This is a genomic window from Pectobacterium punjabense, assembly GCF_012427845.1.
Lineage (GTDB): Bacteria > Pseudomonadota > Gammaproteobacteria > Enterobacterales > Enterobacteriaceae > Pectobacterium > Pectobacterium punjabense.
In genome coordinates, this window is sequence record NZ_CP038498.1 from 681003 (window position 1) to 695805 (window position 14803).

At 50.2% G+C, this 14803-nt stretch carries 17 protein-coding genes; 4 read left to right on the forward strand and 13 right to left on the reverse strand.

Features of this window, described 5'->3' with window-relative positions; translation table 11 throughout:
- The first annotated feature begins 8 nt into the window (after positions 1 to 8).
- On the forward strand, positions 9 to 872 hold the full coding sequence (gene ubiA / locus E2566_RS03060; RefSeq protein WP_107170156.1) for a 4-hydroxybenzoate octaprenyltransferase: 864 nt from the start codon (positions 9 to 11) through the stop codon (positions 870 to 872).
- 127 nt (positions 873 to 999) lie between these two features.
- Here the strand turns inward: ubiA and plsB are convergent, their stop codons facing one another.
- Positions 1000 to 3468, reverse strand: coding sequence for a glycerol-3-phosphate 1-O-acyltransferase PlsB (plsB, locus tag E2566_RS03065; RefSeq protein ID WP_107170155.1), 2469 nt, complete (start codon positions 3466 to 3468; stop codon positions 1000 to 1002).
- Between the two features lie 251 nt (positions 3469 to 3719).
- On the opposite strand from plsB, the gene E2566_RS03070 reads away from it, so the two are divergent.
- Both E2566_RS03070 and lexA read left to right on the forward strand, forming a co-directional pair.
- Positions 3720 to 4085, forward strand: coding sequence for a diacylglycerol kinase (locus E2566_RS03070; RefSeq protein WP_107170154.1), 366 nt, complete (start codon positions 3720 to 3722; stop codon positions 4083 to 4085).
- Between the two features lie 110 nt (positions 4086 to 4195).
- Complete coding sequence (gene lexA, locus E2566_RS03075; RefSeq protein WP_005971310.1) at positions 4196 to 4804, forward strand: transcriptional repressor LexA; 609 nt, start codon at positions 4196 to 4198, stop codon at positions 4802 to 4804.
- A gap of 28 nt (positions 4805 to 4832) precedes the next feature.
- Here lexA and zur read toward each other — a convergent pair whose 3' ends face one another.
- Both zur and E2566_RS03085 read right to left on the reverse strand, forming a co-directional pair.
- Positions 4833 to 5342, reverse strand: a complete 510-nt coding sequence (gene zur, locus E2566_RS03080) for a zinc uptake transcriptional repressor Zur (RefSeq protein WP_107170153.1) — start codon at positions 5340 to 5342, stop codon at positions 4833 to 4835.
- Positions 5343 to 5448: 106 nt separating this feature from the next.
- Positions 5449 to 6147: a pirin family protein gene (locus tag E2566_RS03085; protein WP_107170152.1), complete on the reverse strand. Its 699-nt coding sequence runs from the start codon at positions 6145 to 6147 to the stop codon at positions 5449 to 5451.
- A 112-nt stretch (positions 6148 to 6259) separates the two neighbouring features.
- Between E2566_RS03085 and E2566_RS03090 the strand changes: the two genes are divergently transcribed.
- Positions 6260 to 7156, forward strand: a complete 897-nt coding sequence (locus E2566_RS03090) for a LysR family transcriptional regulator (protein ID WP_005971317.1) — start codon at positions 6260 to 6262, stop codon at positions 7154 to 7156.
- 58 nt (positions 7157 to 7214) lie between these two features.
- On the opposite strand, the gene E2566_RS03095 is transcribed toward E2566_RS03090, so the two are convergent.
- The 10 genes from E2566_RS03095 to E2566_RS03140 form a co-directional block, all read right to left on the reverse strand.
- Positions 7215 to 8210 (reverse strand): glutathione S-transferase family protein, encoded by a 996-nt coding sequence (locus E2566_RS03095; protein WP_107170151.1) that lies wholly within the window; start codon positions 8208 to 8210, stop codon positions 7215 to 7217.
- Between the two features lie 108 nt (positions 8211 to 8318).
- The gene (locus E2566_RS03100; RefSeq protein WP_010298854.1) at positions 8319 to 8714 is read right to left on the reverse strand and encodes a DoxX family protein; all 396 of its coding nucleotides are present in this window, start codon (positions 8712 to 8714) and stop codon (positions 8319 to 8321) included.
- 276 nt (positions 8715 to 8990) lie between these two features.
- Complete coding sequence (locus E2566_RS03105; protein ID WP_107170150.1) at positions 8991 to 9281, reverse strand: YqjK-like family protein; 291 nt, start codon at positions 9279 to 9281, stop codon at positions 8991 to 8993.
- Complete coding sequence (locus E2566_RS03110; RefSeq protein WP_107170149.1) at positions 9278 to 9673, reverse strand: phage holin family protein; 396 nt, start codon at positions 9671 to 9673, stop codon at positions 9278 to 9280. Before E2566_RS03110 ends, E2566_RS03105 begins: the two co-directional genes overlap by 4 nt.
- A 13-nt stretch (positions 9674 to 9686) precedes the next feature.
- Positions 9687 to 9992 carry an ElaB/YgaM/YqjD family protein gene (locus tag E2566_RS03115; protein ID WP_005971326.1) on the reverse strand — a complete coding sequence of 102 codons (306 nt, stop codon included), beginning with the start codon at positions 9990 to 9992 and terminating at the stop codon, positions 9687 to 9689.
- 190 nt (positions 9993 to 10182) lie between these two features.
- On the reverse strand, positions 10183 to 10572 hold the full coding sequence (locus E2566_RS03120) for a DUF1090 domain-containing protein (protein WP_107170148.1): 390 nt from the start codon (positions 10570 to 10572) through the stop codon (positions 10183 to 10185).
- Positions 10573 to 10577: 5 nt separating this feature from the next.
- Positions 10578 to 10973, reverse strand: coding sequence for an EnvZ/OmpR regulon moderator MzrA (mzrA, locus tag E2566_RS03125; protein ID WP_107170147.1), 396 nt, complete (start codon positions 10971 to 10973; stop codon positions 10578 to 10580).
- Positions 10974 to 10975: 2 nt separating this feature from the next.
- The gene (locus E2566_RS03130) at positions 10976 to 11659 is read right to left on the reverse strand and encodes a DedA family protein (RefSeq protein ID WP_107170146.1); all 684 of its coding nucleotides are present in this window, start codon (positions 11657 to 11659) and stop codon (positions 10976 to 10978) included.
- Positions 11660 to 12145: 486 nt separating this feature from the next.
- A complete protein-coding gene (gene exuR, locus E2566_RS03135; protein WP_107170145.1) occupies positions 12146 to 12922 on the reverse strand; it encodes a transcriptional regulator ExuR in 777 nt (258 codons plus the stop codon).
- Between the two features lie 207 nt (positions 12923 to 13129).
- Positions 13130 to 14431: an MFS transporter gene (locus E2566_RS03140; RefSeq protein WP_107170144.1), complete on the reverse strand. Its 1302-nt coding sequence runs from the start codon at positions 14429 to 14431 to the stop codon at positions 13130 to 13132.
- Between the last annotated feature and the right edge of the window lie 372 nt (positions 14432 to 14803).

Here is a 14803-nt window from a genome sequence, read left to right on the forward strand (position 1 = left end):
ATAAATCCTTGGAAAGAAGTGTTACAGCAGGGAAATGGCTGGCTTATTGTCGCTTGATGCGAATTGATAAACCGATAGGTTCTCTGTTACTGCTGTGGCCAACGCTATGGGCGCTGTGGCTGGCGGGAGGGGGAACACCTGCACCGTGGACGCTCTTTGTTTTTGTCGCTGGCGTTTTCCTTATGCGTGCGGCGGGTTGCGTTATCAATGATTATGCCGACAGGCATTTTGACGGCCATGTAAAACGTACGGCTTCTCGCCCATTGCCCAGCGGCGAGGTGAGCGAGCAATCAGCCAAAATTCTGTTCGTGGTTCTGGTCTTGTTGGCGTTTGGTCTGGTGTTGACGCTGAATAAGATGACGATTCTATTGTCTGTCGCCGGGCTGGCACTGGCATGGGTTTATCCGTTTATGAAACGAATTAGCCATCTGCCTCAGTTCGTGCTGGGGGCGGCGTTTGGCTGGTCGATTCCGATGGCCTACGTCGCGGTCAGTGAAAGCTTGCCCGTGACCTGCTGGATGATGTTTTTGGCGTATATTTGCTGGACGGTGGCTTACGATACGCAATATGCGATGGTGGATCGTGATGACGATCTGAAGATCGGTGTGAAGTCTACTGCGATCTTATTTGGTCGTTTTGATAATCTCATTATCGGGCTATTGCAGTTGAGTATGCTGGCCTTGCTGCTGATTTTAGGAAAGATCACCGGGCTGGGAACCCCCTACTATATCTCGCTGTTGGTCGCTGGCGGGATGTTTATCTATCAGCAAATACTGACTGCCGGGCGCGAGCGCGATGCCTGTTTTAAGGCATTCCACAATAATAAATATGCGGGTATGGCGATATTTATTGGCGTACTGTTTGGGCTGTAAGGTAGACAGTAGAGACAAAAAAGCAGCGATTTCTCGCTGCTTTTTTTATTGACGGATCGTCACGCTAAATGCGTCCACGGCTTGATGGCGGCGTGTTATCCACCATTTTACCGTGGTTCCTGCCTGACTATTCCTGCTTTACCTCTTCCACCGTCTGACCGGCTGTTTCCATTTCGGCAGACGAACTGGCACTTTCGATAGTCAACCTAACTTCCGGGGTGATCAAATCGCCAAGGATGTTGTAGATTGCCACGATATCACCTTGCGCTGCTTCCGCACTGTCGGTGATATATCCGGCTGTGCGTAACGTCGCGACCAGCGTTGAGAACACCGCTTTATCGAAAAACTCCGGCGCATTAATACCGTGCAGAACAGACAGACGCTGTGCCATATTTCGGCTTTCTTTCTCCAGCGTGCCACGGTTGATTTCTGGGTTCGCGCACAGCAAAGACAGCGTAATCGCATAACGTTGCAGCGTCTCACGCACGCCAGCTGATAACAGTTGCAGCGTACGGATGCGTGGTGGATTAATGGCGAGTTCGCCGTCACGGCTACACAGCAACTGTTGTCGAACCAGTTCATTAGCTAGCGTTTCCAGCACGCCCGGTAATTGCTCTTTGGAATAATGCAGGAACAACTCGGCTTGCAGCAGCGGATAGATTAGCGTGATTTGTTGCACGACGTCGGCGAGAGTAATCCGACGATGATGAATGACGATACTGGCGATCAGCGACGGCAAGACCAACAGGTGCTGGATATTATTGCGATAATACGTCATCAGAACCGCTTGCTCGCGCGGCAGAATGATGATGTCACCAATACTGTCCTTCTCTACTTCAAACTTGTTCATGCCCAGCGCGTGTTCCAACAGTTCATCCGCTGTCTTCTTAGGCGCTGTAATATCTTTGTGGTAAGGCACTTGGCGCAGTAGTTGCAGGTAGCAGTCTAGCTGTTCATGCATTTGCTCACGGGTCAGAGAACGCTGGCGCGATGCTAACAGGGCGGTAGAGCACAGGTTCATTGCGTTCGCTGCCGCAGAGTTATTGATGCGCACCATGATATCCATGGAGATATCCTGCACTGTCGGCGTTAGCCAGCTTGGGCGCTGTGCCTCAATCGGGTCAATCGCGTCACGCCATTGCGGCACATGCTGGTTCAGATAGGTGGTCAGCGGCAGAGGTTCGCCGAAGTTCACATAGCCCTGACCCAGATTACGCAGCTTGCGCAAACCGCGCACCATCTGCATAAAGCCTTCTTTTTCCTTCACCGCGCCGCGCAGCTCTTTCGCATAGGTGCCGACTTCCATCACGTGCTCGTAGCCGACATAAATCGGCACCAGTGTGATAGGGCGCGTACCGCCTCTTAGCATAGCCTGAATGGTCATCGCCAGCGTACCGGTTTTGGGCTCTAACAGACGTCCCGTGCGCGAACGCCCGCCTTCCATGAAGTATTCAACGGAATAACCACGGGCAAATAGCTCGCCCAAGTACTCGCGGAAAATTGTGGAATAGAGCTTGTTACCTTTGAAGGTCCGGCGAATAAAGAACGCACCAAGACGGCGGAAGATGGGACCCGCCGGCCAGAAATTAAGATTGATACCTGCGGCGATGTGCGGCGGAACTAAGCCTTGATGATACAGAACGTAGGACAGCAGCAGGTAATCCATATGGCTGCGGTGGCAGGGCACATAGACAATACCATGACCATCCTGCGCCAGTTGTCGCACGCGTTCGGCGTTATGGACGTTAATCCCCTGATAAAGACGGTTCCACGTCCAGCTCAATACGCGATCTGACAGACGCACCGCTTCGTAAGAGAAGTCGGCAGCGATTTCCTCCATCAGCGCGATTGCATTTTGCTGCGCTTTCTCGTGGGAAATCTTCTTACTGCGCGCCTCATCGTCTACGGCTTTCTTGATCGCTTTGGAGTCCAGCAGCTTGTTAAATAGCTCCTGACGTACGGGTAAGCGTGGGCCAACTGCCGCCAAACGCTGACGGGAGAAATGCATACGCGCGACACGCGCCAGTTTGTGGGCTATGGTTTTGTCAGTACCATGCTCGGTCGCCATATAGCGCAGCGACACCGGGCTGGAGAAGCGGACAAAGCTGTCACGGCCTAGCCACAGTACGGCGAAGAATTTCTCGATGCCGTTGAGCAATCGCAGGTGTGGTGTGGCCTGTGAATGGCCTTCCCGACCTGGAGAACGCCCAAACATCACGGAAACCGGCACCATCTGCACATCTAAATCTGGATTGGCACGGTGCAAGTCCAGATAGTCGTGGAACAGTTTGACGGATTTCTGCTTGGGAACGTAGTAGCGGAAAACGCGCGGCCCGTCATTAATAAAGACATGGCTGGGGAGTTCGACGCCATTGAATTCGAACGGCTGCGAGGGATCGGGTAACCCCAATGCCAGACATTTCGCACGTAGCGTCAATAGGTCCGCCTGAGAGTTATAAGGCAGAACATAGAGTATAGGACGTGAGGGATCTAACCCCAACTCGACCACCGGATCTGCGGGAATAACTTTGCTTTTCACCAACAGTTTCAGTGGGAGATTCAATAGTTTATAGTAAATTTTACGCCAACCTGACATAACAACATGGAGCCTCTTGTTAGCAACGCGCCGCAAGGATACCAGAAACTGCGCCAGAGATCTGTGGTGATGAGACAACGTAAGCGCGTTAAAATGCGAACTATTTTGCATATACTCGTCATACTTCAAGTTGCATGTGCGTTGGCAGCGTTCAGTCACCCGAATCACTTACTTGAGTAAGCTCATCGGGACTCCCTCTCTTGCCGCCTGCCTGAAACTCGAATTATTTAGAGTCTAAAAATGGAGGATAAATGAATAAAGCAACGGGGATGACCCGGATTATTAAGGCTACCGGTTATTCCTTTAAGGGACTGAAGCAGGCCTGGCAGCACGAGGCGGCGTTTCGTCAGGAAACGATACTGACGGTTGTCGGTATTATTATTGCGTGTTTACTACCGGTGACGCTGGTTGAAAAACTGCTGCTTATCGGATCTGTTGTGTTGATCATGCTGTTTGAACTGGCTAACAGCGCCATTGAAGCTGTCGTCGATCGCATTGGTTTAGAGCACCACGAATTGTCCGGTCGGGCGAAAGATATTGGGTCAGCGGCTGTCTTTGTTGCCATCTTGTTAGCTGCTGTCGTATGGGGCAGTATCCTCTGGCAACATTTTGCCTGACGCTCCGCATAAATGAATAAAAGTCAGGGGCTTTGCCTATATCTCGATTCCCAATTGTGCCTTACCTGTATATACTCACAGCAAGACTGTATAAACAACCAGGGGGCGGAATGAAAGTATTAACAGCAAGGCAGCAGCAGGTTTATGACCTGATCCGCGATCATATTGCGCAAACCGGAATGCCGCCAACGAGGGCGGAAATTGCCCAACAGCTGGGATTCCGCTCTCCAAATGCGGCTGAAGAACATCTGAAAGCTCTGGCGCGTAAAGGCGTGATTGAAATTGTTTCGGGCGCGTCTCGTGGTATTCGTCTGCTCATGGAAGAAGAGACGGGAATTCCTCTGGTTGGTCGTGTCGCCGCAGGTGAACCTCTGTTGGCACAGGAACATATCGAATGCCGCTATCAGGTTGACCCCGCTATGTTTAAACCTAGCGCCGACTTTTTGTTGCGTGTCAGCGGTATGTCGATGAAAAATATTGGTATTATGGATGGCGATTTGCTGGCCGTACATAAAACAGAAGATGTGCGCAACGGTCAGATTGTGGTGGCGCGTATTGACGATGAAGTAACGGTGAAACGCCTGAAGAAGCAGGGTAATACAGTGCATCTTCTCGCTGAAAATGAAGAGTTCGCCCCTATCGTTGTCGACCTGCGTCAGCAAAGTTTTTCGATAGAAGGTTTAGCGGTTGGCGTTATTCGTAACAGTGACTGGAGCTAGCCGTTCGTAAAAAACGATAGCCCAAGGGCTATCGTTTTTTAATAGGAACAGTATGGTCGTGATCGCAATGATCCGGCTGTTTGCATGATGCCACTTCCTGACAGTCTCCACACAACCCATGTGCTTCCACAACGCTGTGACGCAGCGTAAACCCTGACTGCTGCGCCAGACTGCGTAGCGTTTCTTCTACACCTTCGGTTTGACGTTCAGTGACTTGCCCGCAGCGGTCGCAGATGAAAAGGGCAGACGTATGACTGTGATCTTCGATATGGTGACACAGCACATAGCTGTTGTTTGATTCAACGCGGTGGATAAAGCCCTGTTCCAGCAGAAAGTCCAGTGCGCGATATACAGTGGGCGGTTTAGCCTGAGGTTCTGTGAGTCGCAGAAGATCCAGCAGGTCATAAGCGCTGATAGCACCCGTTTGCTGTGCCATAAGGCGTAGAACCTCCAACCGCTGTGGCGTTAGACGCACAGCGCGCTGCTGACAAATCTGTTCAGCCTGGGCAAGAAGTTTGTCCTGTTTGGTTGAATCCATTGTCATATCACCCTGACACATTGAGGAACAAGACAGATATCTTACCACGGCTGAATAAAAACGCCGAGCGAGTGGCGCTTTCCTGCGAAGACGATGGGAAGAGGAACTACACGACCAGATCGATGAGCAGCGCTCGCAAAGGAGATTCTGCCTGTAGCGTCAACGTTGTTTCTTCCTTAATGAAAGCACCATCGCCGCAGTGTAATGTTTCACTGTGCCGATCGCTTTTCACCGTCATTGAACCGTGAATCAGTTGGAGATATGCCTGATTCCCTTGTAGCACTATCGTGCTTTGTTCATTCGGCTGGAGATCGACATGGTGAATCCAGACCTGTTGGCGCAGTTGTAGACTATCCTGCTCGCCTTCCGGTGACGCGAGCAGAGTATGACTTGATGAATTGAGCCCCATGCGTTGCAGCGGGCTGTTCTCTCTGGTTTGGCAGGCATTCAACCATAATTGTAGGCGCGTCAACGGGCTGCTGGGGTTGGTATTATGTTCGCTATAGCTGACGTTTGGTTGAGTGGCAAGCAACAAAACATCGCCAGCTTTAGCCTGAATATGACCGCCGTTGCTGTCACGGTATTCTGCTTCGCCCTGAAGAATAATGTTCAGGATATCAACCCGTGGGTAAGTTCGCGGCTGGAATGATGCCCCCGGTGCCAGTACTTCCTGATTGAGCACGCGAAGAGAAGCATAGCCCAGTAACTGTGGGTCAAAATAGTGACCGAAAGAGAAAGTGTAGCGTGCCTGCAACCAGCCATAATCGGCCTGGCCGCATTGCCCGGCTGCTCTTCGTGTGATCATAATTTTTATCCCCCAGATAATTATTTCTTAAACCGATAGTAATTGTGTGGACGTTGGATTGTTAGCTAGTTAATCTGGTCGGTATATTCAAAATTCCTGAATGAGTACGAAGATGGCGAGAGAACGAGCATTGACGCTGGAAGCCCTGAGGGTGATGGATGCGATCGATCGTCGTGGCAGCTTTGCCGCTGCGGCAGACGAATTGGGTAGGGTGCCTTCGGCACTGAGCTATACCATGCAGAAACTGGAAGAAGAGTTAGATGTGGTGCTGTTCGATCGTTCCGGGCATCGTACTAAATTCACGAATGTTGGACGAATGTTGTTGGAACGCGGGCGTATTCTGCTGGAAGCCGCAGATAAACTCACCACGGATGCGGAGGCGCTGGCTCGCGGTTGGGAAACGCACCTGACGATTGTGACGGAAGCCCTGATTCCAACTCAGCGGATTTTTCCCCTAATCGATAAACTGGCGCTCAAAGCGAATACGCAGGTATCGATTCTGACTGAAGTGCTGGCAGGGGCGTGGGAGCGTCTTGAACAAGGGCGTGCCGATATCGTGATTGCGCCGGACATGCATTTTCGTGCGTCGTCCGAAATGAATACCCGCAAACTGTATACGATGAATAACGTTTACGTCGCTAGCCCAGAGCACCCCATCCATCAGGAGCCTGAGCCGCTGTCAGATGCGACCCGTGTGAAATATCGCGGGATTGCAGTCGCGGATACCGCGCGTGAACGCCCGGTGCTGACGGTGCAACTATTGGATAAGCAGCAGCGTCTGACGGTGAGTTCGCTAGATGATAAACGGCGTGCACTGCTGGCTGGATTAGGTGTCGCAACCATGCCTTATCCAATGGTAGCGCAGGATATTGCCGAAGGGCGCTTACTGGTGATTGGGCCGGAACATCAGATGGAAAGCCAGATTATTATGGCGTGGCGGCGAGACAGCATGGGCGAAGCGAAATCCTGGTTCCTGCGGGAAATTCCCAAACTGCTGAACCAGCCTTAAATTTTACGCTTTTCTGCGGCAAGGTGTGGTATCACACCTTGCCGCTACATTTATTACTTCAGTATAAACTGACAAACGTCTTATCACGCTGGTGAGGCTGGTTCAGATCTTGCTCTGGGCCCAGAGAAATCACACCATGTGGATTAATCGTGCCGTGGCTACGATAGTAATGGTGGCGAATATGCGCCATATCGACGGTATCAGCGATGCCAGGCATCTGATAAATATCACGCAAAAAACCGAACAGATTGGGATAATCGCTCAGGCGATATTTATCGCATTTAAAATGCGTATGATAGACAGGATCGAAACGGATCAATGTCGTCCACAGCCGCAAATCGGCCTCGGTTAACTGCTCACCAGTCAGATAACGCTGTTTTGCCAGAATGGTTTCCAGATCGGATAGCGCGGCGAAAACGGTGGTGGCAGACTCATCGTAGGCTGATTGGCTCGTCGCAAAACCCGCTTTGTAAACACCGTTGTTGACCTTGTCGTAAATCCAGCCGTTCAATTCGTCAATCTGAGTTCGTAGCGCTTCCGGGTAGTAGTCTCCGGCTGTTGCGCCCAGACAATCAAAAGCGCTGTTCAGCATACGGATGATATCTGCAGATTCATTACTGACGATAGTGTGCTGCTCGGTGTCCCACAGGACAGGAACCGTTACACGACCGCTGTAGCCCGGTTTGGCGTGAAGGTAGAGTTGGTAGAGAAATTCGTGCTGATAGAGCAAGTCGCCCGTCGCGGCCTCAAAATCTGTACCGAACGTCCAACCGTGATCGAGCATGAGTGGATGAACTACCGAAACCGCGATGTGATTTTCCAATCCTTTCAACTGTCGCATTAGCAGAGTGCGATGTGCCCACGGACAGGCGAGTGAAACATACAGATGATAACGGCCAGATTGAGCGGGAAAACCACCTTTACCGGTGAGGCCAGGGGAACCATCAGGCGTTACCCAATTGCGGAATACGGATTCTGAACGTTTAAAGTGACCGCCGGTAGATTTGGTTTCATACCAGGTATCGTGCCATACGCCATCAACCAGTTGTCCCATAAATCCTCCCGTTAGTGAGTGATGATAAGACGACGGCAAGCTTTGTGAGCTTGCCGTCTAATTCATTATTCGATGATTAAGTGTAGTACAGGCCGGAAAAGGCTCGTCTTACCACTTTTTGCCCAGCAGACGGTCGATGCTGAATGCGCCTGGGCCAGTTACAGCCAGCAGGAGGTAACCACCCGCGATGGTCAGGTTTTTCATGAACATCAGTTGGTTCATGCCTTCTGCAAAGTTAGAGTGGAAAATCAGTGCGGTCAGCAGCGTAAAGCCAGCAGTGAACAGCGCGACAGTACGTGTCAGCAGCCCGAACAGAACTGCCAGACCACCACCCAGCTCCAGCAGAATCGTCAGCGGCAGCAGGAAGGTCGGTACACCCATTGCCTGCATATATTGCTGTGTGCCTGCATAGGCATCACCCAGCTTACCGTAACCTGCAACGATAAACAGAATTGGCATTAAGATACGTGCAACCAGCAGTGCAGTGCTTTCTAAATTTTTCATCATCTCTCCAATTAATTTTGTTGTGGGCTATATGGCCCTGTTGTGTTTGTTGCAGCAGGTGTTGTCTGAAAATTTGGCCCGCCATCAGGTTATGGGCAGATAGTATAGGGAGATGATTTACGCTACCAGCGAGTATAATTGTTGTTTTATTTCAGAAAAATTGATGTTCGGTTAAATTGTCAAGAACGCGCTGTAATAACGTGAGCGCGTTAGGCAAAAAGTGAGATGAAAAGTGTCTAATGTGGGGAAGGCAAATAATCGATGAAACAGAGAGAGTCACGGACGTTGGTCAAATGTTTTGCGCACGAGTCGGAATGTCCCCCAAAGCCCGACGAGGCGGCGTCCCCAACGAATCATGCGGCTGGGATGGCGCACGCCATAGAGTGCCACGAGGCTGGAGCCCACGATCCAGTATTTACGCCACTGCATCAGGCTTTGCCAGCCGCGATCGTAACGGGCTGTGGTATCCAGCCAGTGTTTCTTACCGGCCGATAAATCCAGCCGCTGTTGCTGTATCCGGCGCAGTAACTGGGCTTTTTCTCTGTCTCGCTGTTGGCGCTGGTTCACTTAGTTTCCTCCTCCAACAGCGATCTGTCGGTCGCCAGCTCCTTGCGTGTCGCTTTGAGCAAGGTAGAACGACGTACTTTCAGAAGTGTCCATATGCCGCCTATCAGCGCCAACCCAAGTAATGTGGCAGTAATACACCCCAGCGCAAAGAGACGATATTGTGGGTCAATGCCCCAGATGATCAGCGCAATCAGGCTCATAATGCCAAAAGCGGCAAAAAGCAGCGTCAAACCGACCATAATCAGCAACTGAATGAGATTGGCTTTCTCTTCCTCTAATTCAATCACAGCCAATCGGACACGGCTTTCCACCATGCTGACAATAATGGAGATGATGCGCTGAGCAGAAGCCATGACCCCGCTTGCGGGGCCTTGTTGTAGTTTATCTGTCATAACAATCTGCTAATTAGCGGCGAGACAGCAGGACGCCAAGCACGACGCCGACTGCGGCACCAATGCCGACACCCGTCCACGGATTCTGACGCACATAGTCATCCGCTGATTCAACCGCTTCTTTGGTTTGGGATGCGATGCGCTCACCGGTATCGCTCAGGCGGCTGCGGGTTTCTTTCAGCGCGCTCTCTGCCTTATTGCGCAGCTTGTCCAGTTCCGCTTTAGACTTATCGCTAGAGGTGCTTAATACTTCTTCCAGCGTGTCCGCCAGTGATTTCAATTCGGCGCGTAGGTACTCAGAATTTTGATCTTTAGCCATATTAATAACCCTTCATGTTATAAACCTGAACGTTAACTATAGCTGAAGCTGAGATTTATGCCGCCCCAAACGGGTACGGACAATTCTGATAACTCGCTGTAAATTTTAGTGATTTGGTTTTTGAATACAAAATGAACAATTGTCGGCGTTTTGTATGGGCACTATTTTATCGGAGCCGTGTGGTGAGGTGTTAGTGCGATGAGCCGCTTTCCGCCGCGCGCAACTCCTGCTCGGCTTCAGCTAGTTTTCTTTCACGTTTAAGGATCTTTTCTGCGTCATCCCGTTTCTGACGGCTTTCATTCAGTTCCTGCTGCCGTTCAGCGACGTCTTTGCGTTTTTCCTCAATAGCTTCTTGACGTTTCTCTGCTAGCCCGGCGTCCGTACAATGGGTTCTTACGCCGTCCAGCGCCTTTTCTAACCCATTGATGCGGTTCTGGTTACCGTGCTTGTGCGCTTCATCGATTTGGCGCTGAATATCCTGCGCTTTCTGTTGACAAGTTTCTACTTGATTGGCGGTGTTGGCCAGCGTATGGCCGGAAAACAGGACAGATAATGCAATTATGGATGGAGACAATTTCATATTCGTCACCCCAGTTTGGATTGTTTCTGTGTCAGTTTCTGCTGCCAGAATGGTGTTGGGGTTGTCGCTTGCTGTGCAGTAATGGTGACCTTAGGCAGGGACAAACGCAGAACATCTCTGGCAGCGATACTTTGCTCTGGTGAGGCAAGACGGACGATCAGGCTATCTTGTTCTGGCGTAATACTTTTGATCGCAATCCCTTTTTCATTAAGACGCTGATACACGTAAAAGCCATCTGGCAATGCGGCACCTTCATAAGGCTTGATGTGTAGCATAGCATCGTCTTGGGAAAGACGTAGCGATTGGGACTGCGTTAAGGCAATAAGTGGCAGGGCAAGTAAGAGCAGTATGCGTCCTACTTTCTTGGGGGAAAGCTTAGGGAATAGCCAATGAATTGACACAGTTAGCTTCCTTTTTCTGCATTATTGGCGTTGGCATCACGTTTTTTACGCCAAAGTACAAAGAGCGATCCAAATAGGCCGATAAACAGTAGCGCGAGGGGCAGCATCATAAGGAAAAACATCAGTTCGTCTTCGTACTTTTGGAAGATCGTCGTTTTCCCCAAGGCAAAGCCCAGCGTAACCAGAATAAACACCCACAGGAACCCGCTCATCCAGTTGAAGAACTGAAAGCGCGCGTTGTTCAAGCCAGACAAACCTGCAATGGTCGGTAACAGCGTTCTTACAAAAGCCAGAAAACGACCAACTAAAAGTGCGGACAGGCCATGACGGTGGAAGAGTTGATGGGCACGTTGGTGATAGTGTGCGGGTAAGTGTGATAGCCAGCCCTGCACAACTCCTGTGTTACCAAGCCATTTCCCTTGTACATAGCTAGCCCAGCAGCCGAGGCTGGCGGCCGTCGTCAGTAGAAATATCGTAAAAGGGTAATTCATCGTACCTTTGGCGACGAGGACGCCGACCAAAATGAGTAAGCTATCACCGGGCAAGAACGCGGCGGGAAGCAGACCATTTTCAAGAAATATAATTAAAAACAACAAGATGTAGATGGTCCACACCAGCTTCGGGTCGGCTAAAATATCGAAATCCTGATGCCAGAGCGCGTTTAACAGTTCTTTGATTAATTCCATCCGGTATTCCTAATACTGCTGTTTCATTTTAGCCTTGGCGACAATCACGCTTCTGGACATGACAAGAGTGAATACAGTTTTATACCCGTCATATTTCACGTTATTTAGGGTATATCGGGGCACAGGATTATAGTTTTTTTGATGATCTCTGTTTGCTTCCGCCGATAGTGACGCTGGTGTCTGACTTGATGCTCGCTTCTCGCTGCGAACCTGATAAACAGGTGGCTTAGGGATTGTTTGGCCTTGGCAGACTTTACGCCCGAAGCGATGGATTAAGCGTAAGAAAGACGCGTTAACTGTAACAAAATAGGTGTTACTGAGACAGGGAAATATTACGACAACCGAGGCGATTTAGGGGGATTTTTCGAGGAAGAGTTGGGGTTTCTACGATATTTTACACTCGCTGACAGAAATCAACGTTTTCTGACCTTTTCTCTCGGGTTCAAAAATATGACCCCTCGTTTAAAACAAGGGGCGGAAAGCGTTTTAGGGTTTACCTGTGTGTATCTGGTCGAGGTGAACGACAGGATTTTCGGCGAACATGTAGCGATCGACATTAAACTCGAAATCATCCGTTGTGGCGCGAAATAGCATCTGTTTGGTATTTTCCAGATGTTGCCACATTGCCAGTTTTGCCGCGTATGGATCTTTGCGAATCAGTGCTTTAAGGATGCGATCGTGCTCTTCGCACCAGCTTTCAATGGATTTGTCGTCGATGTGCTCATGCAACTTACGCCAGTAGGGATTGTGAATCCGCTGGCTCCACATTTTCTCGACGATGGTTGCCATCGCGGAGTTTTGCGTCGCCAGCGCAACCTGAACGTGGAATTTGAGATCCCACTGAGAATCACGGAAGCGATCTTCCTGACGCGCATATTCCTGAATCTCCATCAGTTGAATGATGTCCTGACGGGTCACCTGCGTGGCCGCAAATTCAGCAATGTTACTTTCAATGAGCTGACGAGCCTGAAGTAGCTCAAATGGACCAGCCGCAACGAATTCAATATCGCCACTATTAATGAATGGATTCTTCTGCTGGTTGGAAATAACGTGAATACCTGAACCCTTGCGTACTTCAACGTACCCTTCGACTTCCAGCATGATGATAGCTTCACGCACTACGGTGCGACTGACGTTCATTTCTTCAGAAATATAACGTTCTGCCGGTAATTTTTCGCCGACCTGATACATACCGCTTTCGATACGCTGTTTTAATTCTGCGGCTAACTGCTGGTATAGCCGTCTGGGTTCAGTGAGTGCCATGATGATGTCTACTCTCGATAGATGACGGTCCATGTGCCACGTCAGGGCCTGAGTGTCTATCTCGTTAATCTTTGAGGGATGATTTGTTATACCACTTAATAATGGCAGTAACCAATATTGTGGTCACAGTTATTACAATGTGTGACTGGGGAGGTGGCTCACCCGGTATCCGATCATACCGGATGAGTCAGGATAATGCAGGGATTATCAGTGCTGGTTAGCTTCTTTCAATGTTTCAGCGGCGGCGGCGACTTCTGACGCGGGTTGGTTTTTCAACACTGTCCAGATGACGACAGCGCCCAACAGATCAAAGACTGCCAGTGCAGCAAACAGCGGGCTGAAGCCCATAGTATCGGCCAATGCACCGACCACTAATGCAAACATGGTGCTTGCCATCCAGGCCGCCATACCGGTCAAACCATTTGCCGTTGCGACTTCATTACGGCCAAATACGTCGGATGACAGGGTAATCAGCGCGCCAGACAGCGACTGGTGTGCGAAGCCACCGACGCACAGCAGTGCGATGGCAACATAAGGACTGGAGAACAGCCCGATCATACCGGGGCCAATCATCAGTACCGCACCCATGGTAACGACCAGCTTACGCGAAACGATCAGGTTCACTTTGAAATGCTTTTGGAACAGCATTGGCAAGTAGCCACCCAGGATGCAGCCGATATCGGCGAACAGCATTGGCATCCAGGCGAACATGGCAATTTCTTTCAGGTTAAAGCCGTAGGCCTTAAACATGAATAGCGGTATCCATGCGTTGAACGTGCCCCACGCGGGTTCAGCCAGAAAACGCGGCAGGGCGATACCCCAGAATTGGCGGTTACGCAGGATCTGCCAGGCAGACATTTTTTTCGCGTTATTGGTTTGGTGCTGTGCTTCCTGCCCGCTAAGAATATAGTCGCGCTCTTCGTCGCTAAGTTTTTTCTGATCTTTCGGGTGCTTATAGAAAACGAGCCAGCAAATGGCCCAGATCATGCTCAGGGCGCCAGTAATGATAAAGGCCATTTCCCAGCTGTGCGCCACAATGGCCCACACCACCAGCGGTGGAGCAATCATCGCGCCGATAGATGATCCCACATTGAAGTAACCGACCGCGACTGAACGCTCTTTTGCCGGGAACCACTCGCTACTGGCTTTCAGACCCGCAGGGATCATGGCCGCTTCGGCCATACCGACCGCGCCGCGGGCGATAGCCAGGCCACCCCAACTGTTTGCCAGCGCCGTTCCCATACAGAAGATCGCCCACAGAATGGCAAACATGGCATAGCCTATTTTTGTGCCGAGCAAATCCAGTACGTAGCCGGCGATGGGCTGCATAATGGTATAACAAGCTGAATAGGCAGCAACGATGTAAGAATACTGCTGTGTGGTGATATGCAATTGATCCTGTAGCGTCGGGGCAGCGACAGAAATTGCATTACGCGTCAGATATCCCAGCACGGTGCCAATGGTCACCAAGCCGATCATATACCAGCGTAATCCTTTGATTTTACGCATTTAACTTTCTCTCCGAGTCAATAAAAAACACAGTGGTGGCTCTTGAGTAGCGTCACGGTGTGAGGTGTCTTGTGATGTAATGCGACACGTTTTTTTGTTGTGCTGAACAGGAAAACCCTTCTCTTTGTGAGATAGCGATTGAATCCCTGCTTAAGGCAGCGCTACAATAATTTGTCATACAACTTTAAAAGTTGAGTGATATCACAAAACCATTATTTTTATGCGGAATAACGAATTATTTGTTTAAATAGAGAAGAGCCAGTCGTACAGGGCCATGAATGCTGAGTTATTGTACTGCTTTGTTACATTTTTGCGATCATGACCTCACAAATGCTGTGAGATATTGCGCATAATTGGTGTGATATCTTTTAA

Coding starts and splice junctions, on each gene's coding strand:
- exuR (WP_107170145.1), bottom strand. CDS start 12,922: ATGGCACTCACTGAACCCAGACGGCTATACCAGCAGTTAGCCGCAGAA.
- E2566_RS03115 (WP_005971326.1), bottom strand. CDS start 9,992: ATGGCTAAAGATCAAAATTCTGAGTACCTACGCGCCGAATTGAAATCA.
- E2566_RS03070 (WP_107170154.1), top strand. CDS start 3,720: ATGAATAAAGCAACGGGGATGACCCGGATTATTAAGGCTACCGGTTAT.
- E2566_RS03130 (WP_107170146.1), bottom strand. CDS start 11,659: ATGGAATTAATCAAAGAACTGTTAAACGCGCTCTGGCATCAGGATTTC.
- E2566_RS03110 (WP_107170149.1), bottom strand. CDS start 9,673: ATGACAGATAAACTACAACAAGGCCCCGCAAGCGGGGTCATGGCTTCT.
- E2566_RS03140 (WP_107170144.1), bottom strand. CDS start 14,431: ATGCGTAAAATCAAAGGATTACGCTGGTATATGATCGGCTTGGTGACC.
- E2566_RS03120 (WP_107170148.1), bottom strand. CDS start 10,572: ATGAAATTGTCTCCATCCATAATTGCATTATCTGTCCTGTTTTCCGGC.
- E2566_RS03085 (WP_107170152.1), bottom strand. CDS start 6,147: ATGATCACACGAAGAGCAGCCGGGCAATGCGGCCAGGCCGATTATGGC.
- E2566_RS03090 (WP_005971317.1), top strand. CDS start 6,260: ATGGCGAGAGAACGAGCATTGACGCTGGAAGCCCTGAGGGTGATGGAT.
- E2566_RS03100 (WP_010298854.1), bottom strand. CDS start 8,714: ATGAAAAATTTAGAAAGCACTGCACTGCTGGTTGCACGTATCTTAATG.
- lexA (WP_005971310.1), top strand. CDS start 4,196: ATGAAAGTATTAACAGCAAGGCAGCAGCAGGTTTATGACCTGATCCGC.
- zur (WP_107170153.1), bottom strand. CDS start 5,342: ATGGATTCAACCAAACAGGACAAACTTCTTGCCCAGGCTGAACAGATT.
- plsB (WP_107170155.1), bottom strand. CDS start 3,468: ATGTCAGGTTGGCGTAAAATTTACTATAAACTATTGAATCTCCCACTG.
- E2566_RS03095 (WP_107170151.1), bottom strand. CDS start 8,210: ATGGGACAACTGGTTGATGGCGTATGGCACGATACCTGGTATGAAACC.